Source organism: Solibacillus sp. FSL W7-1324 (assembly GCF_038008025.1).
In the GTDB taxonomy this organism is placed as follows: domain Bacteria; phylum Bacillota; class Bacilli; order Bacillales_A; family Planococcaceae; genus Solibacillus.
Window position 1 is genome coordinate 2,426,348 of record NZ_JBBOYH010000001.1, and the last position, 22,428, is coordinate 2,448,775.

At 39.4% G+C, this 22,428-nt stretch carries 20 protein-coding genes; 10 read left to right on the top strand and 10 right to left on the bottom strand.

Translation table 11 applies throughout. The features are described 5' to 3' along the window. Positions 1 to 40 precede the first annotated feature (40 nt). Complete coding sequence (locus MKY71_RS12025) at positions 41 to 1,270, top strand: saccharopine dehydrogenase family protein (protein WP_079528102.1); 1,230 nt, start codon at positions 41 to 43, stop codon at positions 1,268 to 1,270. A gap of 32 nt (positions 1,271 to 1,302) precedes the next feature. Further along, on the top strand, positions 1,303 to 2,463 hold the full coding sequence (nspC, locus tag MKY71_RS12030) for a carboxynorspermidine decarboxylase (protein WP_340733643.1): 1,161 nt from the start codon (positions 1,303 to 1,305) through the stop codon (positions 2,461 to 2,463). Between the two features lie 115 nt (positions 2,464 to 2,578). Here the strand turns inward: nspC and MKY71_RS12035 are convergent, their stop codons facing one another. Further along, positions 2,579 to 4,042, bottom strand: coding sequence for a protein adenylyltransferase SelO (locus MKY71_RS12035; RefSeq protein WP_340732762.1), 1,464 nt, complete (start codon positions 4,040 to 4,042; stop codon positions 2,579 to 2,581). A gap of 201 nt (positions 4,043 to 4,243) precedes the next feature. Here MKY71_RS12035 and MKY71_RS12040 point away from each other — a divergent pair, with 201 nt between their 5' ends. Together MKY71_RS12040 and MKY71_RS12045 are read left to right on the top strand one after the other, a co-directional pair. After that, positions 4,244 to 4,834: a biotin transporter BioY gene (locus MKY71_RS12040; protein ID WP_339172252.1), complete on the top strand. Its 591-nt coding sequence runs from the start codon at positions 4,244 to 4,246 to the stop codon at positions 4,832 to 4,834. Between the two features lie 107 nt (positions 4,835 to 4,941). Continuing rightward, entirely contained in the window at positions 4,942 to 5,391 is a 450-nt protein-coding gene (locus MKY71_RS12045) for a universal stress protein (RefSeq protein ID WP_340732763.1), read from the top strand. Positions 5,392 to 5,432: 41 nt separating this feature from the next. Here MKY71_RS12045 and MKY71_RS12050 read toward each other — a convergent pair whose 3' ends face one another. The 3 genes from MKY71_RS12050 to MKY71_RS12060 form a co-directional block, all read right to left on the bottom strand. Further along, positions 5,433 to 8,618, bottom strand: a complete 3,186-nt coding sequence (locus MKY71_RS12050; protein WP_340732764.1) for a DEAD/DEAH box helicase — start codon at positions 8,616 to 8,618, stop codon at positions 5,433 to 5,435. Between the two features lie 190 nt (positions 8,619 to 8,808). Continuing rightward, the gene (locus MKY71_RS12055; protein ID WP_340732765.1) at positions 8,809 to 9,852 is read right to left on the bottom strand and encodes an acyl-CoA dehydrogenase family protein; all 1,044 of its coding nucleotides are present in this window, start codon (positions 9,850 to 9,852) and stop codon (positions 8,809 to 8,811) included. A gap of 20 nt (positions 9,853 to 9,872) precedes the next feature. Next, positions 9,873 to 10,388, bottom strand: a complete 516-nt coding sequence (locus tag MKY71_RS12060; RefSeq protein ID WP_339172258.1) for a DUF4242 domain-containing protein — start codon at positions 10,386 to 10,388, stop codon at positions 9,873 to 9,875. Between the two features lie 163 nt (positions 10,389 to 10,551). Between MKY71_RS12060 and MKY71_RS12065 the strand changes: the two genes are divergently transcribed. Beyond that, the gene (locus MKY71_RS12065; RefSeq protein WP_339195183.1) at positions 10,552 to 10,980 is read left to right on the top strand and encodes a winged helix-turn-helix transcriptional regulator; all 429 of its coding nucleotides are present in this window, start codon (positions 10,552 to 10,554) and stop codon (positions 10,978 to 10,980) included. 5 nt (positions 10,981 to 10,985) lie between these two features. Here MKY71_RS12065 and MKY71_RS12070 read toward each other — a convergent pair whose 3' ends face one another. The 3 genes from MKY71_RS12070 to MKY71_RS12080 are packed head-to-tail and all read right to left on the bottom strand — an operon-like array spanning position 10,986 to position 13,502. Then, positions 10,986 to 11,756, bottom strand: coding sequence for an ABC transporter permease (locus MKY71_RS12070; RefSeq protein WP_339172262.1), 771 nt, complete (start codon positions 11,754 to 11,756; stop codon positions 10,986 to 10,988). Positions 11,757 to 11,775: 19 nt separating this feature from the next. Further along, entirely contained in the window at positions 11,776 to 12,717 is a 942-nt protein-coding gene (locus tag MKY71_RS12075) for an ABC transporter substrate-binding protein (protein WP_340732766.1), read from the bottom strand. A gap of 11 nt (positions 12,718 to 12,728) precedes the next feature. Continuing rightward, complete coding sequence (locus MKY71_RS12080; RefSeq protein ID WP_340732768.1) at positions 12,729 to 13,502, bottom strand: ABC transporter ATP-binding protein; 774 nt, start codon at positions 13,500 to 13,502, stop codon at positions 12,729 to 12,731. 205 nt (positions 13,503 to 13,707) lie between these two features. On the opposite strand from MKY71_RS12080, the gene MKY71_RS12085 reads away from it, so the two are divergent. Continuing rightward, the gene (locus tag MKY71_RS12085; RefSeq protein WP_340732769.1) at positions 13,708 to 14,271 is read left to right on the top strand and encodes a GNAT family N-acetyltransferase; all 564 of its coding nucleotides are present in this window, start codon (positions 13,708 to 13,710) and stop codon (positions 14,269 to 14,271) included. Positions 14,272 to 14,305: 34 nt separating this feature from the next. On the opposite strand, the gene MKY71_RS12090 is transcribed toward MKY71_RS12085, so the two are convergent. Next, complete coding sequence (locus tag MKY71_RS12090; RefSeq protein ID WP_339172267.1) at positions 14,306 to 16,099, bottom strand: carbon starvation CstA family protein; 1,794 nt, start codon at positions 16,097 to 16,099, stop codon at positions 14,306 to 14,308. A 357-nt stretch (positions 16,100 to 16,456) separates the two neighbouring features. Between MKY71_RS12090 and MKY71_RS12095 the strand changes: the two genes are divergently transcribed. Both MKY71_RS12095 and MKY71_RS12100 read left to right on the top strand, forming a co-directional pair. Further along, a complete protein-coding gene (locus MKY71_RS12095; RefSeq protein ID WP_340732770.1) occupies positions 16,457 to 16,753 on the top strand; it encodes a KGG domain-containing protein in 297 nt (98 codons plus the stop codon). Between the two features lie 266 nt (positions 16,754 to 17,019). Then, entirely contained in the window at positions 17,020 to 17,571 is a 552-nt protein-coding gene (locus tag MKY71_RS12100; RefSeq protein WP_340732771.1) for an integrase, read from the top strand. A gap of 104 nt (positions 17,572 to 17,675) precedes the next feature. Here the strand turns inward: MKY71_RS12100 and MKY71_RS12105 are convergent, their stop codons facing one another. Then, positions 17,676 to 19,340 (bottom strand): ribonuclease J, encoded by a 1,665-nt coding sequence (locus MKY71_RS12105; RefSeq protein ID WP_340732772.1) that lies wholly within the window; start codon positions 19,338 to 19,340, stop codon positions 17,676 to 17,678. Between the two features lie 161 nt (positions 19,341 to 19,501). Between MKY71_RS12105 and MKY71_RS12110 the strand changes: the two genes are divergently transcribed. Continuing rightward, the gene (locus MKY71_RS12110; RefSeq protein WP_339172272.1) at positions 19,502 to 20,185 is read left to right on the top strand and encodes a TraR/DksA C4-type zinc finger protein; all 684 of its coding nucleotides are present in this window, start codon (positions 19,502 to 19,504) and stop codon (positions 20,183 to 20,185) included. A gap of 267 nt (positions 20,186 to 20,452) precedes the next feature. Here the strand turns inward: MKY71_RS12110 and MKY71_RS12115 are convergent, their stop codons facing one another. Further along, positions 20,453 to 21,544: an NAD(P)-dependent alcohol dehydrogenase gene (locus tag MKY71_RS12115; RefSeq protein ID WP_339172274.1), complete on the bottom strand. Its 1,092-nt coding sequence runs from the start codon at positions 21,542 to 21,544 to the stop codon at positions 20,453 to 20,455. Between the two features lie 96 nt (positions 21,545 to 21,640). Between MKY71_RS12115 and MKY71_RS12120 the strand changes: the two genes are divergently transcribed. Then, positions 21,641 to 22,363 (top strand): EAL domain-containing protein, encoded by a 723-nt coding sequence (locus tag MKY71_RS12120; RefSeq protein ID WP_340732773.1) that lies wholly within the window; start codon positions 21,641 to 21,643, stop codon positions 22,361 to 22,363. Positions 22,364 to 22,428 lie beyond the last annotated feature (65 nt).

Consider the following 22,428-nt stretch of genomic DNA (forward strand, 5'->3'; position numbering starts at 1 on the left):
ATGAAACCAAAAAATTATAGATTTGGAGCGTGACAAGAAATTGGGTAAAGCATTGATTATTGGAGCTGGCGGAGTAGCTAGCGTTGTCGTACATAAGTGTGTACAAAACTCAGAAGTATTCGAAGAGATTATGATCGCAAGTCGAACTAAATCAAAATGTGATGCTTTAAAAGAAAAATTAGATGGTGGTAAAACGATTATTCACACAGCACAAGTGGATGCGGATAACACCGAGGAACTAATTGACCTAATCAATGGATTTAATCCAGATGTGGTGATCAATGTAGCTTTACCATATCAAGACTTAACTATTATGGATGCATGTTTAGCAACGAAGACTCACTATGTAGATACAGCAAACTACGAGCCTTTAGATACTGCTAAATTCGAATATAAATGGCAATGGGCGTATAAAGAGCGTTTTGAAGAAGCAGGGATTACTGCGCTTCTAGGTTCAGGTTTTGACCCAGGTGTAACAGGCGTATTCACAGCGCATGCACAAAAGCACCATTTCGATGAAATTCATTATATCGATATCGTTGATGCAAACGGTGGAGACCACGGACTTCCATTCGCAACAAACTTCAACCCTGAAATCAACATTCGCGAAATCACTGCGAACGGTCGTTTCTGGAAAGATGGCGAATGGGTTGAAACGGAGCCTTTAGAATATAAAACTGTTTACAACTTACCGGAAATCGGTGAAAAAGATTGCTACCTTCTATACCATGAAGAATTGGAATCTTTAGCGAAAAATATTAAAGGTTTAAAGCAAATCCGCTTCTGGATGACATTTGGCGAAAAATACTTAACACATTTAAACGTTCTTGAAAATGTAGGTATGACTTCAATCGAGCCAATCGAATTCCAAGGTCAAATGATTCAGCCAATCCAGTTTTTAAAAGCTGTTTTACCAGACCCAGCTACATTAGGTCCACTTACAAAAGGTAAAACAAACATCGGCTGTATCGTTCGCGGTATTAAAGACGGTAAAGAAAAAACTTACTATGTATACAATGTATGTGATCACCAAGAATGTTACAGAGAAGTTGGCTCACAGGCGATTTCTTACACAACTGGTGTACCGGCAATGATCGGTGCAATGCTTGTAATGAACGGCGAATGGCAAAAACCAGGTGTATGGAATGTGGAAGACTTCAATCCGGACCCATTCATGGATGCATTAAATAAATGGGGATTACCATGGCACGAAACAGAAAACCCTGAATTAATCGACTTGGAATTCACTTCTGCTGGAGAAAAAGCGTAATGACAGATATCAAAAATGTGAAAAAACCTGTGATGGCGGCTGCACTAGCTGAAGAAACAGGGATCGACTGGTCACAGGCACCATCTCCTGCCTTCGTAGTGGACGAGCGATTACTTGAGCGCAATTTAAAACTTTTAAAATCCGTACAAGATCGTACGAATTGTGATATTTTACTTGCACTTAAAGGCTTTTCTATGTGGTCAACATTTCCGATGGCGCGCAATTATTTAGCGGGGATCACATCTTCTTCACTATTTGAAGCACGTCTTGGTTTCGAAGAATTCGGCAAGGAAGTGCACGCATATGCCCCTGCCTATGCAGAGCATGAAATCGATGAATATTTAACGTATGTCGACCATATTGTATTTAACTCATTTGATCAGTTAAATAAATACAAAGACAAAGTGTTAAATCACGAGAAAAATATTTCAATTGGTTTACGTGTAAATCCTGGTTATTCAGAAGTGGAAACACCTCTGTACGACCCTTGCTATATTAACTCGCGTTTAGGTATTCCGGTGGAGTCATTCCGTCCGGATGAACTTGACGGTGTTGATGGCATTCACTTCCACGCAATGTGTGAACAAGGCGCTGAAGTACTGGAGCGTATTTTAGTACACTTCGAAGAGAAATATGGTGAATACTTGCATCAAATGAAGTGGATCAACTTCGGCGGGGGTCACCATATTACGAAACCAGGTTATAATGTTGAGCTATTAATCAGCTTAATCAACCGTATCCAAGAGACATATGGTGTAAAAGTAATTTTAGAGCCAGGTGAAGCAATTGCACTGAATACAGGGTATTTAGTGGCAACAGTGCTTGATATCGTGCATAACGGTATGGAGCTTGCAATTGTCGACTCTTCAGCTACTTGCCATATGCCGGATACACTTGAAATGCCTTATCGTGCGCATATTATCGGTTCAGGTCAGCCAAACGAAAAAGCTTACACTTATCGATTAGGCGGCATGACTTGCTTAGCAGGTGACATTATCGGAGACTATTCTTTTGATGAACCGCTTCAAGCAGGCGATAAACTTGTCTTTACGGACATGGCCCATTATACAATGGTAAAAACGCATATGTTCAACGGTGTAAATTTACCAAGTATTTGCACATACAATGAACAAGATGGTGTAAAAGTAGTTCGTACATTCCAATATGAAGACTACCGTAACCGTCTATCTTAATTAACAATACAGGGTAACAAAACATCCATTCTCTCTTTGAGGAAATGGATGTTTTTTTATTCCCTACTAAAAAAATAAGCACGGCAACAACTTATACGTTGTACCGTGCTCCTTTTTATGTCCCGCAATAACTTACAAACGGTGGTTCTTCGTCTGTCGGCGGCTCTGTATATTTTTTGTACTGCTCTGTCATGCTAAACGGACTTGTCAGCACTTGCAGCATCTCCGCAAACATTGACGGGTCTCCTTCAGCAAATTGATCAATTGCCTGTTCCACAAAATGATTTCTAGGAATAACGGCTGGATTAACAGACTGCATTACTTGCATCGTTTCATCAATCGTCGTGTCCTGCTGTTCAATACGTTCAAACCATGTTTCTTCCCATTTTTTAAAGGCGTCTGACTGGAACAAGTCATTGTTCGGTCGCTTACCTTCCGACAAAGCACGGAATGTATTTGTATAATCCGCTTCGTGTTCTTCCATTAAATTCAGCAGATTATCAATCAGCTTCTCATCTTGTTCATCAATCGAAAGCAGACCTAATTTTTCCCGCATTTCACTGTAATAATAAGCTTCATAAATAGATGGGAATTTCCCAAGAATATTTTGAGCCAGTTGGACCGCTTCCTCTTCATTTTCATGAAGGAGCGGCAGCAAACTCTCAGCAAAACGTGTTAAGTTCCATGATGCAATCGGTGGCTGATTGCGGTAGGCATAACGCCCCTGTCGGTCAATCGAACTGAATACCGTTGCCACATCATATGTATCCATAAACGCGCATGGACCATAATCGATTGTTTCCCCGCTGATCGTCATATTATCGGTATTCATCACACCATGAATAAAGCCGACACTTTGCCATTTCGCTATAAGAGCCGCTTGTCTGTCAAGCACCGCTTCAAGCAGTGCAAGATAGCGGTTTTCTTGCTGCAATAGCTCAGGATAATGGCGCTCTATTGCATAATCCGCCAAAGCCTTTAAATCTTCCGGTTCACCAAATGCAGCCGCATATTGAAACGTACCGACCCGCAAGTGACTTGAAGCGACACGAGTTAAAACAGCGCCTTCCAAAGCTGTTTCCCGATAGATAACATCCCCTGTTGCCGTAACAGCCAAGCTGCGTGTTGTCTGAATCGAAAGTGCATGCATTGCCTCACTGATAATAAATTCGCGTAACATCGGACCGAGTGCAGCTCGTCCATCACCGCCACGAGAATATGGCGTACGACCGGATCCTTTCAACTGAAGATCAAATCGTTCCCCATTTGGCGCAAGATGCTCTCCCAGTAATAACGCTCTTCCGTCGCCCAACATATTAAAATGACCAAATTGATGACCCGCGTAGGCCTGTGCAATTTGCGCAGCACCATCCGGCATTTCATGACCTGCCAAAATAGCGGCACCATGTTCTTTTAGTTCCTGAGCCTCTAAACCAAGCTGTTCTGCTAATGTCCGATTAAAGATGACGATGGAAGGTGATGTCACTTCATTAGCCGTTACATGGGAATAAAAAGTTTGCGGCAACTCCATGTAACTGTTATTAAAACGAAAACCGAAATTCTGCTTTTTATCTGTCATTGTTTTCGCCTCATTTCTTTCAAAGATGCACTTATTATAAACTTTTTTATGCAAGTTAACCAAAATTTCGTCCGACCTGTCTATAAAAAAGCTCATTTAATATGTTAACCTACCAAAAATAAAAGTTGACACAAAACAATCCTCATTTTATATTTATGTTAACTAAAATAATATAGAAGTTAACAATAAGGGGAGTAATTTATGGAGACTGTTCACAAAACACAAAGTTTTAAAACGATTGATTTAATTTATAGTGCACTTTTTGCGACACTTATTATGGTAGGAGCAAATATTACTTCATTCGTACCGTTTCTAACGGTCGGTGGTGTGCCGATAACATTACAAGCATTTTTTGCAATATTAGCAGGTTTAGTGCTTGGATCAAAAAAAGGTGCCATTGCATGTGCCGTATACATGTTTATTGGATTAGCAGGGGCACCGGTATTTTCTAAATTCACAGGCGGATTTTCGGCGATTCTGCTTCCGACTTTCGGCTTTATCGTAACATTTATTATAAGTGCATATATTGCCGGTAAAATTGCCGAAAAGTTTCAAACGCGACTGGCCTATATTATTGGTGCGTTAGTTGCGATGGCAGTTAACTATATTATAGGAACAACGTGGATGTATTTTGCCTATACATTATGGGCATCCGCACCTGAAGGGTTTACTTTCAAAATGGCATGGCTTTGGATGATTCCTCCAATGCCTAAAGATATTATTCTTTCAATTTTTGCCGGATTCTTTGCATATCGTATTCAAAAGATCCTGAAAATCCTGCCTACAAAATAATATAGTAGATTGATGGCGACTCCTCATCTCATGTTCTCGGCGTCATCGTTATACCGAGATTCATATATTTGATATACTTTATTCAATAGATGAAGGAGGAATTTGTTATGGCAAATCATTATGAAAATATCGTTGTTGCAGTAGATGGTTCAGAAATAAGTGAACTTGCTTTTCAAAAATCAATTGATATAGCAAAACGAAATATCGGTTCGACTCTTCACATTATCCATGTAATCGATACGAGCTTCTCCGCATCTTTTGATATGCTTTACGATAATATGGTTGAATTGGTTCGAAAACATGGTGAAGTTTTATTGGACCGCTATGAATTGGAAGCAAAAGAAGCCGGCATTCCTGCGGTCAATAAAATTTTAATAAAAGGGACGCCTAAAACAATTTTAGCAAGAAAGCTTTCAGAACATGCGCCGGCAGATATTATCATTTGCGGTGCCACAGGATCGAATGCGGCCGAGCAGATATTCATGGGCTCCACTACAGAAGCAATCGTTCGACATGCAGCATGTGATGTATTAATTGTACGTACACCAGAAAAATAAAAATAGGTTATGAGGTGCATAAAAATGTCCTCATAACCTTTTTATATCATCAAAATTTCACGGATATCCTGCTCTGTTAAAGTTCCCTTCGACGATTCATCACCGTCCAATATATCCGAAATAAGCATTTTTTTCTTCTGTTGAAGCTCGCTCATTTTTTCCTCAATCGTTCCGTTTGCGATAAGCTTTATAACTTGTACAACTTCCTTTTGCCCCATACGATGGGCACGGTCAGCTGCTTGCTCCTCGACTGCCGGATTCCACCATAAATCATATAAAATGACAGTATCTGCTCCGGTTAAATTCAATCCGGTACCACCTGCTTTTAATGAAATCAAAAACAGATCCCGCTTTCCATCATTAAAAGAGTTACAAAGTGTAATCCGCTCTTCCGAAGGTGTTTGTCCATCAAGGTAAAAATATTGTTCCCCGCGTTTGGAAAGCTCTGTCGCAATCATTTTGAGCATTTGCGTAAACTGTGAAAAAATTAATACGCGTCGTCCGGATGCTTTAGATTGTTCTAATAACCGGAACAGCTGTTCAAACTTCGCGGATCCACCTTTGTACCCTTCTACAAACAGTGCCGGGTGACAGCAGATTTGACGCAGTCTCGTAATTCCCGCCAAAATACGGATACGATTTTTATGAAACGTTTCTTTGTCCAGATGTTTCATTGTATCGACACGCAACTTAGCCAAATAGGCCGCATACAACGCCTTTTGCTCCGGCAATAATTCCGCTTTTTCTATCATTTCCTCTTTTTGAGGCAACTCTCCTAATACCTGTTCTTTCATTCGGCGAAGAAGAAACGGCCGTACTCTTCGTGCAATATCTTTTCGCTGCATATGGCGGAACTCCTCCAGCTCGCGAAACAGCTGCGGAAAGATGACGCGGTAAATCGACCATAATTCCGATAATGAATTTTCAATCGGTGTTCCTGTTAAACCAAAGCGATTTGTCGCCTGAATTCTCTTCACTGTTCTCGCTGTTTGTGTTACCTGATTCTTAAATGCCTGCGCTTCGTCAAAAAATACGGTATGGAAATGCTGACGTTCATAAAATGCGCTATCTTTACGTAATAATGGATAAGTTGTAATAATGACATCATGATCTTCCATAGTACGCAGTAAATGACGCCGCTCCGCTACTTCCCCATCAATGACAATCGCTTCGACTTCCGGTGCAAATTGCATAAACTCATACAGCCAATTGTACGAAAGCGATGATGGACAAACAATCAGAACCGGCTGTTTGTTCGCACGGATTATCGGCAATTCAGATACGATAAATGCAATACTCTGTACCGTTTTCCCAAGACCCATATCATCGGCAAGCACGCCCCCGAATCCATAATTCGAGAGCAATTTCAACCAGTTAAAACCATGTTTCTGGTAATCGCGAAGAATCGGTTCCAAACTTTCCGGAACTTCAAATGTCAAAGATTCAGGATGTAGTAACTGTCCTGTAAACTGTTTAAACGATTCTTCCGCTTTGAAAACGTCACTTTGTTGAAATTGCTCCAAAAACGGCAGACTATCCAATATCGGCATATTAAATGTTAATTCATACTCATCATCCTGAGCTGGAATTGCGCGAAGGAAGCGCTGAATTTCTTCGATTTCCCTCGTCTCCAGAGACAGCAAGGCCCCATCTTGTAAACGGTAATATTTTTGCTTTACTTTGATGGCCGCTAAAATTTCTTTAATTTGCTTATTTGTAACCCCGTCCATTTCGAATTTAAATTCCAGCCAGTTTGTCCGTTCCTTTTGGACATTCACCCGGATTTTCGGAAAGTTGTTTTCTTTCGCAATCCGCAGTTTAACAGAATTGGTTGCATAGATTTTCGCGAGCTTTGTGAGCTTTGGAAGTTGGTGATATAAAAACTCATATTCAAGTTCCTCATTCTGCATATAGTAGCCGCCATCCGTTTTTGTAAAGCCGCTTTCATCCATCAACGCCAATACCGCCGCTTCCTTTTCAATATCCCGTATGATGAACACGTCATCCGAAAGCTGATCATCCAATGGTTGAATGACAAATTGTCCGTACTGAAATTCCACACCTGCAAGGAAACGGTTTTTCAGACGGTCTAAATAAACGTTTACGACTAACGGATTTTCCATCTGTTTTACCGAAAGTTCCCGTGCCATTTCGACATTACCTATTTTTTTCAGTTTAGGTATGACCTGTTCCCTAAAGTAATCCCAGTGTGAATGCTCAATTGTTAAGAAAGGTTTTTGCAGCAGCATTTGCCTTAATTCGAAAAGCTGCATTAAGCTGTCTTCACTCAAATGTGTCAGTTCGCCTTCAAATAGCACTAACCGGTAACTAGGAAGTAAGACAGCACGTTCAATTCCTTCTATATAAAGCCGATACTCTTTCCCTTTTGCTTCAATGTAAAAGCGAAGTGCTGTAGGTTTTGTTTGTATATTAACTTCGCTATAGCGTTCATTTTGATAAATTAATGAAATATTTTTCGTATTCGGAATCAATGAAGCAAGTACATTCCACGATGAAGGCGGAATGATCAGCAATTGCTGCTCCTGATTTTGTACAGGCATATCATTATAAAGTGCATCATCTTCCACAATTTTAATCAGGAGCTGTAAGATGGCGTCATGCTGTTCGTCAAAACAAAACTGTTCAAAATTATAGGTTGTATTACGGGAAATCCGGTATGGTTTTTTATTTTTTATATGTGTTAAAAATTCACGAATTGATAAAATTTGGTCTCCATTAACTTGGAGTTGCATTCCGATAAGGGGGTCTTGTTCTGTATATTGAACAGGTGTTATCGAGAATTGTACATCCAATACTTCCCGGTTTTCGAAATGTCGCTGCCGACTTGTTGTTTGTACCGGCTGTTGTTTAAAAATAGAAAGAAAACTGTTTTCAGAAATATTACTTTCATCGTATTCCTCATTTGGCAGAGATTGTGTCTTATTTTTGTTGAGATTATAAATAGCGATCAGAACTGCCGCTACATGTTGACAGCTTTTGCTGAAATCACCCAATGTCGGGCAACTGCACGTTGACTTAAATTGACCTGCTTCCTCTTTTTCTATGCGGACAACGAATTGTTCTGTGCTTTTTACAACCGCTTCTCCATACATATCCGTATATTGCAGGAAATTCACTTTCCCTGTTTGATAAAAAGTTTGCCCTTTTTTAAAAGAAACGGTTCCGCATAGATTTTTTATTTGTTTTTCAGTTAATTTAATATCCATGCCGATCCCCCTTTTTCTACTCATCCATTTTCTCATGTCACTCATTGAATTACTAGTTCGAAGCGAAGATGAAAAAAACTTTAAAAACTCTTTCGTCAATATGGATTAAGATAACAAATGGAAAAATAAAAAATATCATTTCCCCCGTTGAGAAAAATGATATTTTCGTATAGTCCTTGCCTGTACAAACTCAAGCAAAAGATGATTTAATTTTTTCAAGATGTCGCACGGTTGGCGTCAAGTTGGCAAAAAAGTATGCTTCACGCAACTTGCGGGATGGTACACTTCCTGCAACATAACCGGCAGCTCCATTGTGAATCATGTTCGCCTGTACCGCAGCTAAAGTATCATGCACTGCTTGCAGTCGTGTGTTGACAATTTCCTTCAAAGTCAAATTACTTGCCAAGTTGTTCAACTCCGCATTAATTCTTTCATAATGATCGCGCAGTTCGGTTGCCTGTACTTTTAAGTATTCGTTACAGCCGTTTTGCTTCGCCTTAACTTTTTCAATGCCTTCAACTGCTGCGGCAATCACACCTGCTCCAAGCGGAACTTGATAATAAATAAACGTAGGGCGAATAATATCGCAAAATGCTTTCGCATCCTCGGAAATAACAAAGTCATTCGAAATTAAGACTTGATCGAATTTGCATGAATAGGTTGCGCTGCCATTCACGCCAAGGAAACCAAGTCGTTCATTCATGTCAAGCCCTTTACTATCAGTTGGGACAAGCACCAAAATTTCATGATCATCGACTGTCGCAACTGCACCAAAGTAATGACGATTCCCCAAGTTTGATACAGCCGGCAATGTTCCATTAATGACATAGCCTTCATCTGTCTTTTCTGCCTTCAAATGAAGTTTTTCCAATCCTGAATAGTACTTCATCGCATTTGATAAACCTGTTGCACCAAGTTTCACGCCGGTTTCCAGCTCAGGTAGTATTGTCTGCTTTAAATATGCGTTATGACTATTACGTATATAAGTTAATGCGGCTAAATGGCACCAAACGCAAAATGCTGTTGTCATACAAACCTTTGCCGTTTCACGAACAACCGCTGCCTCATCCTGTAATAGCGTCGATTGGTCCTTATTTGCCGATTGGAAGAAACCAGCCTCACTTAGCGCAAAAATATAATCTTCTGCATAATGTGCCTGCTCATCGACCTTCTTCACTACGGGCTTCAGTTTTTCATCGATGATTTGATCTAACAATTCTTTGTTCAATGCCATTGTCCCCGCATCCTTTCCTTTTAGTCTGCCAATTCCGTTAATGATGTGATCGGTGTTTGTACGGCTTCACGTGCACGTTTAACAGCTGCTTCGTCTGGTGCATCATAGAAACATAAACATTTCGTCATATCTTCACATACATAAGTACGAGAGAATTTTACATCTGGAACTTCTTCGTATTTTACGGAATTTTTCTTTTTACGCTCTAAATATTTTTCCATTGTGATTTCTGCAGGAATTTCCCATTCTACTAGGTAGTTTACTTGCTCGCCGCCTGCTTTCACTTCATCAAGTTCTTTCCCGATTAAACGTACTTCCTTTACTAAATCAATTGCAACACCTTGTGTTTGTAATGCTGTTTTTGCAGCTTCCTCATTAGATGCTTCAATAATGAAATAACCACGTGAAAAATCTTTTGCCACTTGAACTTCGATAACTCCAACACCTTCTGTAGCATGCACCTTTTCGACTAATGCCGAAAATGCTTCTTTCGAAGAAACCTCGTTAATTGTTGATTCTACTAAATATAAACTCATTGTATTTTCCTCCTAATAGTAAATGTTAGATAGTTATATATTCAAATAGGCGTTCGGATTGAGCGCACTATGAATACCCGTTTTAAATGTCTTATACAGGTTAAAAAAATTAACTCGCATTGCATAAAATTAATGTTTATACTTGTATCAAGGAGGCGAAAACATGAAAACACGTTATGACTTACCTTGTAACATTGCACAAACATTAAATATTCTTGGTGATCGCTGGACGCTTCTCATCATTCATGAACTGCTGATCGGTGAAACGAACTTCAATGATATTAAGCTGAAGCTTCCTGGTTTGTCAGCAAATATTCTGTCAAACCGGTTAAAAGAATTGGAAGAAGCGCAGATTGTTCAAAGTGAGCTATATTCCGTCCATCCCCCGCGCTACCGTTATACATTAACGGAAAAAGGTACCGCGCTTGAGCATGTATTCAATGCGATGATTATATGGGGTGCTGACCATCTGGAAACCTGCTATAAAGAAATCGTCGGTCCTGATGAACAGCGTGTAGAAATCGGATATTATTCTACTGAATCAGGCGAACGCGTCGACACGATACATATACGACCGCTAAAAACTGTCTAAAACTTTTAGGCAGTTTTATTTGCGCCTCCCCAAATGCGGTTTACCCAGCTTTCAAAATAATGGATTCCCTTATCCAGTAATAGGCCAAGTACCCCGATTACAACAATGCTCGCCATAACTAAATCCAGGCTCAAAGAATTTCGCGCATCGACAATTAAAAATCCTAATCCCGATTGCGCACCTACCATTTCCCCGGCTACGAGGAAAATCCATGCAGAACCTAGCGCCATATGGAGTCCATTGGCAATCATCGGAAATGAAGCCGGCAATATTATTTTTCTCATTGTCTCAAAAGGACTCATTTCAAAATTCGCTGCAATACGTAAATACGTTTTATCGACCTTTTTTACCGCTGATACCGTTGACAACAAGACCGGGAAAAAAGCAGCGATAAAAATAATAACGATCGCCGGCATATTCCCGATGCCGAACCATAAAACGATAAATGGTGACCACGCTATCGGCGAAACCGGTCGCAATACTTGCACAACCGGATCAAGCACTTTCCAGACTGCCGGCAGCCTTCCTAAAATCAGCCCTAATGAAATGGCTGCAACGACAGCAATCAGATAACCTGAGAAAAATCGAAATAAACTAATTTGTATATGTCCAAACAGCGTACCATCGGAAATGATCGCCAGTAACGCTTCCCCCACTTTTAAAGGCGGAGGGAAAAGTGCCGACTGATGCCCGCCGATCATAATTGCAGCTTGCCAAACGACTATTAATAATAGAAAGCCAAGTGCAATCGGGGACAATTTCTTCACTATCGCCATAATATCCCTCCGTCCTCTACTAATTTACAAAGCTGGCATCAACAAAATCTTCATAGGAAGGCGGGTTTTCAGATAATCCCATTTCCAGTAATGCATCACGCAAAATCGCATAACTGTCCTGTTCAATGCTTAAGTTGTCATAGGATATCCAATCCAATGAAATATCCAGCACATTTTTTTCAACTGTTAAATACTGACCAACAACTTCATGCATATGGTCATCTTTACCTTGCGCAAGCTCTCCGCCCGCTACATAGTCATCGACAAACTTTCCAGCCAATTCTTTATTTCCCTTAATAAACTGACCGCGCAATACTAAACCGCAATCAATTGAATCTTTCCAAATTTCTTCTGACTGATAAAGCACTTTCCCGTTTTCCAAAGCAACGGAAATCGCACCAAACGGCTCAGCAACTACATAACCAGCAATACGCCCTTCCGCTAAAGCTGCAGGCATTTCCGCTGGCGGCAATTCAATAACATCTACTTCATCGTAAGCAATACCATGTTTTTTCAGCATTTCATACAGCAAAATATTATGTGTTGAAAATCTGCTTGGAATCGCAAAAGATTTCCCTTTCAGTTCTTCCACTGAATTAATATCTTTACCACCGATCAATACATTGCCGTCTCGGTGACCAAGTGCTACTGCTTTTAGATCAATGCCTTTTTCCTTTGCATTCATCGCTAGCTGAATCAATACAGATGCTCCATCAATAGCACCAGTATTCAGTGCATCCATCAGCTCTGGCCAAGATCCGAATTTCACAAGCTCTAAATTATAATCTTCATACTTTTCGTCATTCTGCATATACAACGGAACTGCATGCGTAATCGGTAAATATCCGATTTTAATCGTTGGTTTTTCCCCGTTACCTGCAGAACTGCCTGTTTCGCTCGACCCACATGCTGCCAACAATGCCACGAACAGCATCGTCATCATTAACATTACTTTTTTCATCTACTATCCTCCTAAATATTAAATTCAATTGCTGCTTTATGCGTAAATTGGAATTCATTAAATATGATTTCACGGTAATGCTGAAAATCTGCATCTGCACGATCACGTTCCTTTGGCAGCTTGAGTACAACTTCTTTATGAATCTCGCCTGGATTTGGCTTCATGATGAGAATGCGATCGGCCAAATAAATCGCTTCATCGATATCATGGGTAACTAATACAATCGTCATTTTTTCGCGTTGCTGGATCTGCTTCAATTCATCCTGTAAGTAATAGCGTGTAAATGTATCAAGCGCTCCAAACGGCTCATCCATTAAAATAACTTCCGGTTGTATGGCTAGTGCACGTGCTATTGCTACCCTTTGCTGCATACCGCCTGAAAGCTCACTCGGTAATGAATCGGCACGATCTTGCAATCCAACCATCTGCAAATAATAGGACGCTTTCTCCGTAATCTCAGCAGTACTTAAATTCGAATTTTCAATTCCAAGTTCCACATTTTTTCGAACAGAGCGCCATGGCAGCAGTCCGTAATTTTGCATAAGCATGATACAACGCTTGCTAGGTTTCGTCACGGCCGTTCCATCGAGCAGGATTTGCCCCTTCTTAATTGTTTCAAAGCCGCCGATGCAATTTAGCAATGTGCTTTTACCGCAACCGCTTTTTCCTAAAATGGCAATGACTTCACCATGATTTATAGTAAATGAGACATCCTTTAAAACTGTGGGACCATTTTCTCCATACGACTTTGAAACTTCATTAATTTCAATCTTAGCTGTCGACAACTACATTTCACCCCAATACCGATTATTCAACTTGGTTTTATATTATATGAGTTATATTATTATACTTACTTAAATAAAACAACCTTATTTTTTAATTAATTTTTATTTTCTAAAAAATAATCGGATTTTTTTAGAATATAATGTAAAATGGAGCAATCTACTCTACGTAGATTGGTATGTTTTACTGGAAAGTGAGGTCACCTGAATGAAAAAAGTAACATTAATTCCGCAAGCACTTAGCTATGCTAAAGAAATCCATCGTTTATCCCAGGCACCCGAGGTGAAGAATGCACTCGGACTTCCAACTCAATCTGTGGAAGATACGGAAAACTTTATTATTAATACATTAATGGAGGAATCTGAAGGAAGAACGATTTCCCGTTTAATTTTGAATGAAGAGGACAAATTGATCGGAATCACTACATTGATGTTTATCGATCAATCCAATAAGCAATGCCATATCGGAAGCTGGATTGGCGTGGATTATTGGGGACAAGGCTATAATCTGGCTTCTAAAATCGAACTTTTAAAAATCGCATTCGAATACTTACACCTAGAAGTAGTATTCGCCGGTGCGCGCACAGTCAATTTACGTTCTCAAAAGGCACAGGAAAAGCTTCCTTTCATCTCTTTAAATATTGAAAAACAATTCCCGGAAGAACATTTACTGCTGGAAAAAAGACAAAAGCAACCGTGTATTTTAAATGCTGTTTTCAGGGATGACTTTCTTAATTACTTATACCTAACACAAAAAGAGCGGAAAATTTAGAGATGACTCTAATTTTTCCGCTCTTTATTAATAATTAGTTAGCAGTTGCCTGTTTTGTGAAACGAGGATGTGCCCAAAGTTCACGCCATTTGATGAATGATGTAATGACAATAATCAAACCTAATGTCAGCATAATAATCGATAAAATACCGTTTAAAATATTGTAGCCGCCAGCCATCTCATTCCAGTAAACATTTTTCACCATCCAGAATCCTGCTACATTTACCGTAATATATAAATACACTAATGGAATAAAGCAAGTTAAGGCATAAATCCGTTTATCTGCTACTTTCAAGACGAATGTGACACCACACACTAAACCAATCGAGGCCATCAGCTGGTTCGACACTCCGAATAATGCCCAGACAGAAGCAATGTCACCTGAATTCAATAAGTACCCCCACATGATACAGGCCAATGCACTGGCCCCAATCGCACCTGGAAGCCAATCCGTCTTTTTCAGCGGCTTGTACACATTCCCTAGGAAATCTTGAATTAAATAACGTGCTGTACGTGTACCTGCATCAATTGCAGTTAAAATAAATACAGCTTCAAACATAATAACAAATTGATAGAAGTAAGCCGTTAGATGGCTAAACCATTCTACTCCTGAAAATATGGATGCCATACCGACTGCCAGTGTTACGGCACCACCAGTACGTCCCTCTAAATCCATCCCAATCGCTTCTGAAAGCACCGGTAAATCAACTACCGTCATGCCTAATTTTGCGAATGCTTCTGGTGAAGAGTTAATCGCAAAGTAATCTGCCGGATGCAATACAGTTGCAGCAATCAGTGCCATTACCCCAACGACACATTCTACGAGCATTGCCCCAAAACCAACAACGCGAATATCATCCCAACGATTTAACATTTTCGGTGTTGTACCAGATCCAACAAATGCGTGGAAACCGGAAATGGCTCCACAGGCGATTGTAATCGATACGAATGGCCATACCGGACCTGCAACGATCGGACCGCCTCCAAGGAACTCTGGAATAAATGCCGGGAACTGAATTGTCGGATTAATAATGAACACACCTATGATTAACGCAACAAATACCCCTATTTTCATGAAGCTGCTTAAGTAATCACGAGGTGCCAGTAAGAACCATACAGGTAAAGCGGCTGCAAAGAATGCGTAAATCGGCAATAGAATCGATAATGTTTCACGATCCAATGTTAATACATCGCCCAACCAAGTACCTTGAATAGACGGTCCATAGAACACCGCGCCAACAAGAAGGATGACCCCAAGTATTGTTGAAATTTTTAAGTTTCCTGTAAATTTATTGATCAGACCCATGAGCATTGCAATCGGTATCGTAGCGGCAACAGCAAATGTTCCCCAAGGATTTTCTGCTAAAGCTCCTAAAATAACCATCGATAAACCGGCCATTGTTATCGTAATAATGAAAAGCATTGCTAAACCTGTACAAAAACCAGCGACAGGCCCAAGTTCTTCACGCATAACTTCCGATAATGACTTTCCGCCTTTTGTCATCGAAGCAAATAATACAACGGCATCATGTACAGCTCCCCCAATAACAGCACCAATTAGTAGCCATAAATAGCCCGGTAAATAACCGAATTGTGCGGCTAATATCGGACCGACTAATGGCCCCGCTGCTGCAATTGCTGCAAAATGATGTCCGAAAGCTACCCAACGATTTGTCGGCACATAATCTTGTCCATCATTTTTTTCATTTGCAGGTGTAGGTGTATCTTCGTTAATCTTCAATACTTTTTTCGTAAAGAAAATCCCGTAGAAACGATAGGCAATTACTAAAACACATATTGCCCCAATTACTAAAGTTATCGCATTCATTTCCTTCTCCCCCTAAGTTTCTCTCTGTAGTTGTGATATAACAATAACAAAATTCAAAACTGTTGTATCACAATGTTTAGAATTAACTGAAAATTATGCATAATAGCTATTTTATCATATTAATCTAGCGATATTAGATAAATTATCGAAATAGTATAAATAATTCCCCTTTACATACCTATGTGATAGGAAGGCTCTCTAATATAGAAAGAACACCCTAATTTATTCCTGATAATTTTATATCATTTTTTTGTAATATAAATGAAATATAATTAATGTTTAATATAAAGTGAGATGGGAATTTAACTAGTAAGCTTAACAATAAGCTAATAAATTTTCACTAGGAGGATGTAAGAAATGGCTAATAACAACAAACGTAATCAGAATCAGAATGACGGATCAATGACGGTTCAAGAAGCGGGTCGTAAAGGCGGAGAAACTACATCTAATAACCATGGTAGAGAATTTTATGAAGAAATCGGCCGTAAAGGTGGAGAAGCGAGCAGCGGAAACAACCAAAACGGTAATAACAACAACAACAATAATAATGGCGGCAAAATGAGCCGTGAAGAGGCTGGCCGCAAAGGCGGAGAAGCAAGCCGCAGAAATAATAACAGCAACAACTCTAACAACAAAAATAACAAAAACAACTAGTAATTAATTGATGAACCTTGAAGACAGGTTAATTTGAACATTAAAGTTAATAAAGGATGCTGGCCGTTTAGAAGAACGACCAACATCCTTTTTTGTATATTTAATCATTTATCCATAATTTCTCTCCAACAGCATACATACCCAATCAAATTACTTGAAAATATTATACGAGAATTATATATTATTTTATGCTTGCTGTATTTTCAGTGAGCGTTTTATTGTGTTTTCTTATTATTTTACATAGAGAAAAGGAAATGAGCGCATACATGCAACCATATACAAACGAATTTTTATATGAATTAATCCATTCCACTATAAAAGCTACCGGCCTCACTATCATGCTGGAAGAGGACCATTCCGGAGTAAATATGAGCTATAATTTTATAACAAATGTTGTTAGTTTCGATGCTAAACGGTTAGTGGAAGCTGCTGGAGAACTCTCAAGCATTCCATTTGATCAATATGTAAAAACGATAACGCTTCATGAACTTGGTCATGCTCTCGACCGCCCTGCACTCGATGCTTCTTTAGATAGAACCCTCGATTATTTTGATATGCGAGATCAATATTCTACAAAGGAAATTTTTAAAAATCCCGATTTACTAGGTATGATTATTGAAGAACATCAAATGAACATTGCTTTTGAAGAAACAGCATGGGCTAATGCAGAAAACCTGAATCAAAATTTACAAATAATCGATCAAAATTCATTTGAATTAATAAAAAAACAAAGTCTTTCCACATATATTAGAAATTATGAAGAAGATTTGTCAGCATACAAACAGCTACTGGAACAAACAGAGCTTTTGCCTGCTTAATTTTGGTGAGCCCAAACAAAAATGTGAACAAATGCATGTAATAAAATAACGATCTTGAAAGCGAAAATGTCCTTTCAAGATCGTTTTTCTGTAATGATTGAGTTTTATATTTCAATAATAATCGGTAAGATCATCGGCTTTTTCATTTTTAAAGTAAAGATATATTGGTCTACCGCGTGCTTAATCGCTTTTTTCATGGCAAAGGGATTGGATTCATTAAAGTTTTCGACGGCTGCTTGAGCAATTTCATTAATATCATTTATTAATCCTTCTGATTCTCTTGCATAGACAAATCCGCGTGAAATACTGTCCGGTCCTGAAATAATGGACCCATCGAATTTACTGATCGTAACGACAATAACGAGCATCCCATCTTCGGATAGCTGTTTTCTGTCCCGCAGTACGATTTCACCGACCTCATCACTTCCCGTACCATCCACATACGTATCTCCGGCTGGAATAGCCCGTGTTTGCCGTGCTTCCCCACCTTTAATATCGACAATCTCACCATTTTTAAGGATAAATGTATGGCCTTTTTCAACGCCAACCGCTTCCGCCAATTCACGATGAATGTGAAGCATACGGTATTCACCGTGAATTGGAATGAAATATTTAGGCTTCATAAGTGTCAGCATCATCTTTAAATCTTCTTGATAGCCATGTCCAGAAACGTGCATGCCGGTAATGCTTGAATTTCCGTAAATTACTTTTGCGCCAAGCTGAAACAGATTATCAACGATTTTCGAAACATCTTTTTCATTTCCCGGTATCGGAGAAGCTGCAAAAATAACTGTATCGCCTTGGACGACTTTAACATCTCTATTACGCCCCGTTGAGAGTCTGGAAAGCGCAGCTAATGGCTCCCCTTGGCTTCCCGTACATAATATTACTGCACGTTCCGGCGGTAGTTCTTTCAGCTCTCTTGGTTCGATAAGCATCCAATCCGGAATATCCAAGTTGCCAAGTCGCATCGCTACCGAGGTAACATTGACCATACTGCGACCTAAAAGAACAATTTTTCGATTTGTCTTTTTTGCTGCGTCAACGATTTGCTGAATCCGGTTTACATTGGAAGCAAATGTAGAAATAAAGATTTTTCCAGTAGCCTTTTGAAACGCCTCATCCAAATGACCTCCAATTACTTGCTCGGAAGGCGTAAAGCCCCGACGTTCAGCGTTTGTACTTTCGGAAATTAATGCAAGCACCCCTTCTGAACCGAGTGCTGCCATTTTGTGAATATCTGATGCTTGATCATTTACAGGCGTAAAATCAAATTTAAAGTCCCCTGTATGAATTACTTTCCCTTCTGGTGTATGAAAAACAATTCCTAAACAGTCAGGGATACTGTGACTTGTTTTAAAGAATGTGAGAGATAATTGGTCGAAACGAATTTGAGATTCTGCATTTATTTCATTTAGCTCCGTATCGCGGAGCAGTTTATGCTCCTTTAATTTTAATTCGATTAACCCGAGTGTAAATCTGGATGCATAAATGGGAATATTAATTTTTCTCAGCAAATACGGGATGCCGCCAATATGGTCCTCATGTCCATGCGTTACAACTAAAGCTTTGATTTTATGTTTATTTTCCTCCAAATAACTTAAATCCGGGATGATCAAATCGACACCTAATAAACTTTGATCCGCAAATTTCCCGCCACAGTCAACGATAACTAATTCTTGCCCATATTCAATGACATACATATTTTTTCCGATTTCATTAATGCCGCCGAGTGCGAAGATAGATAGTGTGTTTTCAGTATTTAGCAACTTCGAGTCCTCCTATAGGATGGATATTTTTATGTGCATAAAATTTCGCCTTATCCGCTAGTATTTCTATTTTAAAAAGAAACTATACGAAAGCAGTTCACGATGTTTTGAAATAATTCATCGTATTTCGCTCATACTACAATTGAAAGGAATTGATATTAATGCTAAATGAAAAACAGCTTACTAAACTAAAACGACTGCTTATCGAACAAAAAAGAGAATTAATCGGTGATGTCAATACAAATGAAAATGAAATACTTGCACATGCGAGTTTAAGGGATTCTACTGATGAGCTCTCTACTGTTGACAATCATCCCGCAGATTTGGCAACCGAATTATATGACCGTGAAAAAGATATGGCGTTAAAAGTGCATAGTGATGATTTATTGGGCAAAATTGAAGCAGCATTTGATCGGATGAATAATGGTACATATGGAGTTTGTGCAAAATGCCAAGCAGAAATCCCATATGATCGACTGCAAGCAATTCCATATACTTCTTTTTGTATTGAGCATAGTGATGCAAAAACCCCTGCAACAGATCGCCCTGTTGAAGAACAACTGCTCCACCCGGCAGTTGACAACTCCTTTTCAAATCGAGAAAAGGATGATGAGCTTCAAGATAACGAAGACTCCTTCCAAATCGTCGCACAATACGGAAATTCCGATACACCTGCAGATTTTGAAGGGGATTTCGATCACTACAATGATTTATATAAAGACAAAGATGACGAAGATACGTATTCCGCACTGGAAATATTGCATGTATCGAAAGAAGATTATCTCCAAGGGCAAATTTCCAAAGAGTATGCGGATGAAGCACGTAAATACGATTATTTAGAATGACCGTCATATATTCAAAAGAGACTGGGACATAACCAAAAAAAAGCTATTTTTCTCTGAGAAAAATAGCTTTTTTTGCTGAGCGTTAAAAATTGATTTCCATTCCGGGACGCTTTCCGCGGGCGTGGCCTGAGCCTGTAGTCTCAGGCGTCACGCTATTCCCGCAGGAGTCGCCCTCCATTCCAATCAATTTTGCAATGTATCCGTTTCTTAATAAAGCCTTTCCTCTTATTTAACAATAATTCTACTTATGTCCCTGCCTCTTTCTCATTATTTCGCGATTTTTAATATCGGCTTAATCGTCGTCCCTTTTTTAGAGTCTTCGAAAGCTTCGTTAATTTGTTCGAACTCATAAAACTTTACGAGTCGATCAAACGGGAATTTACCATCTTTATAATAGTTGACTAATTCCGGAATAAATACGCGAGGAACCGAATCTCCTTCGATGACCCCCATCATTGTTTTCCCTTCCGCCATAATGTCGTTATGGACATCAATTGCCATCTCAGGTGTAACACCTACAATGGCACAAGTACCTAATGGGCGTAATGCATTTAAGGATTGTTTTACAACGGGCGGCACACCTGTCGTTTCCACAGCATAGTTGGAACCACCGTTTGTAATCTTTTTCACTTCAGCAACGACATCGACATTTTTTCCATTTAATACATGTGTTGCTCCGAGTTCCTTTGCAAACTCCAAACGAGAATCATGGACATCCACAGCAATAATTTGTTTACACCCTACAATTTTTGCTGCCATTAATGCTGATAGACCAACAGCACCGCAACCGTATATGACAATTGTGGAACCAAATTGTGGTTGAAGTCGATTCAATACTGTCCCGGCACCTGTCTGTATACCACAGCCAAGTGGACCAAGCAATGCTAAGTCGACATCTTTATCTACTTTTACAACATTTCGCTCATGTGCAATAGCATATGTTCCGAATGAGGACTGCCCGAAGAATGTTGCCAACTCGGTACCATCTTTTGAAAGACGTGTTGTATAGTCGTTTTGGACACCGCCAAAGTTGAGTGGATTAAACGTATCGCATACTGTCGGATGACCAGTCAAACAGTTTGGACATGAACCGCAATGTGCAAATGAAATAACAACATGGTCACCTTTTTCTAAGCTTGTTACGCCTTCACCTACTTCTTCCACAATTCCAGATCCTTCATGACCAAGAACAGCTGGCAGTGGCGCAATTGCTAAATCACGTGCTACCGCATCCGTATGACAAACACCGGTTGCTACTATTTTGATCAATACTTCATTTGCTTTTGGAGAGGCAAGTTCGACTTCCTGCAAGACGAAATCTTTTCCTTGTGCTTCAGTTACAGCTGCTGTAATTTTCATTTCTCCATGTCTCCTTATTTGTTAATTTATTCTCACCTACCTTACTATTCCCAATCATGTTGTAATTACACTTCATTATAAAAAGAGGTTTTGGACATGCAATGGATTGATGATGTCATACATAGAAATGCGATTGTCAGCTATTCACAGCCAATCGTAAATAATAAAAAAGAGATTTATGCTTATGAAGTGCTTTCACGCTTTACCCGTGAAGATGGAACGCTTATATTCCCTAACGAGATTTTTACAGCAGCAAAAACCCGGGGACGCTTATATGCATTAGACCGTTTATGTCGTATGGCTGCCGTAAAATATGCTGCCATACTTAAGAAAAAGACATTTATCAATTTCATCCCTACATCGATTTATTCTCCTGAACATTGTCTGCAGTCAACGGTGAAACTTGCGAAGCTTCTGCAAATTGACCCGAATCAATTTGTCTTTGAAGTTGTTGAATCGGAACAGGTCGATGATATCGAGCATTTAAAATCAATCTTGCATTACTATAACGAAAAGGGCTTTCAATATGCTTTGGATGATGTAGGGGAAGGGTATAACACACTGGAAATGCTCGCTGACATGAAACCACATTATATGAAGCTTGATATGAAGTATGTACAAGGTGTAAAGGATGATCTTGAAAAACAACATACTGCTAAACAGTTTTTAAAGAAAGCACTTGAAATTGGTGCAACACCACTTGCTGAAGGAATTGAAACTGAGGAAGACTTTGAATGGCTAAAACAAATCGGCTATGAACTTTTCCAAGGCTATTTATTTGGAAAACCAAGCCCCGAACCACAGCGTTCCATTACATAAGAAAAAGCTATGTGCAGTAGTTTTCCACTACTGCACATAGCTCTTTTCATAGTTAGATCTAATTT

Coding starts and splice junctions, on each gene's coding strand:
- nspC (WP_340733643.1), top strand. CDS start 1,303: ATGGCGGCTGCACTAGCTGAAGAAACAGGGATCGACTGGTCACAGGCA.
- MKY71_RS12035 (WP_340732762.1), bottom strand. CDS start 4,042: ATGACAGATAAAAAGCAGAATTTCGGTTTTCGTTTTAATAACAGTTAC.
- MKY71_RS12040 (WP_339172252.1), top strand. CDS start 4,244: ATGGAGACTGTTCACAAAACACAAAGTTTTAAAACGATTGATTTAATT.
- MKY71_RS12045 (WP_340732763.1), top strand. CDS start 4,942: ATGGCAAATCATTATGAAAATATCGTTGTTGCAGTAGATGGTTCAGAA.
- MKY71_RS12050 (WP_340732764.1), bottom strand. CDS start 8,618: ATGGATATTAAATTAACTGAAAAACAAATAAAAAATCTATGCGGAACC.
- MKY71_RS12055 (WP_340732765.1), bottom strand. CDS start 9,852: ATGGCATTGAACAAAGAATTGTTAGATCAAATCATCGATGAAAAACTG.
- MKY71_RS12060 (WP_339172258.1), bottom strand. CDS start 10,388: ATGAGTTTATATTTAGTAGAATCAACAATTAACGAGGTTTCTTCGAAA.
- MKY71_RS12065 (WP_339195183.1), top strand. CDS start 10,552: ATGAAAACACGTTATGACTTACCTTGTAACATTGCACAAACATTAAAT.
- MKY71_RS12070 (WP_339172262.1), bottom strand. CDS start 11,756: ATGGCGATAGTGAAGAAATTGTCCCCGATTGCACTTGGCTTTCTATTA.
- MKY71_RS12075 (WP_340732766.1), bottom strand. CDS start 12,717: ATGAAAAAAGTAATGTTAATGATGACGATGCTGTTCGTGGCATTGTTG.
- MKY71_RS12085 (WP_340732769.1), top strand. CDS start 13,708: ATGAAAAAAGTAACATTAATTCCGCAAGCACTTAGCTATGCTAAAGAA.
- MKY71_RS12090 (WP_339172267.1), bottom strand. CDS start 16,099: ATGAATGCGATAACTTTAGTAATTGGGGCAATATGTGTTTTAGTAATT.
- MKY71_RS12095 (WP_340732770.1), top strand. CDS start 16,457: ATGGCTAATAACAACAAACGTAATCAGAATCAGAATGACGGATCAATG.
- MKY71_RS12100 (WP_340732771.1), top strand. CDS start 17,020: ATGCAACCATATACAAACGAATTTTTATATGAATTAATCCATTCCACT.
- MKY71_RS12110 (WP_339172272.1), top strand. CDS start 19,502: ATGCTAAATGAAAAACAGCTTACTAAACTAAAACGACTGCTTATCGAA.
- MKY71_RS12115 (WP_339172274.1), bottom strand. CDS start 21,544: ATGAAAATTACAGCAGCTGTAACTGAAGCACAAGGAAAAGATTTCGTC.
- MKY71_RS12120 (WP_340732773.1), top strand. CDS start 21,641: ATGCAATGGATTGATGATGTCATACATAGAAATGCGATTGTCAGCTAT.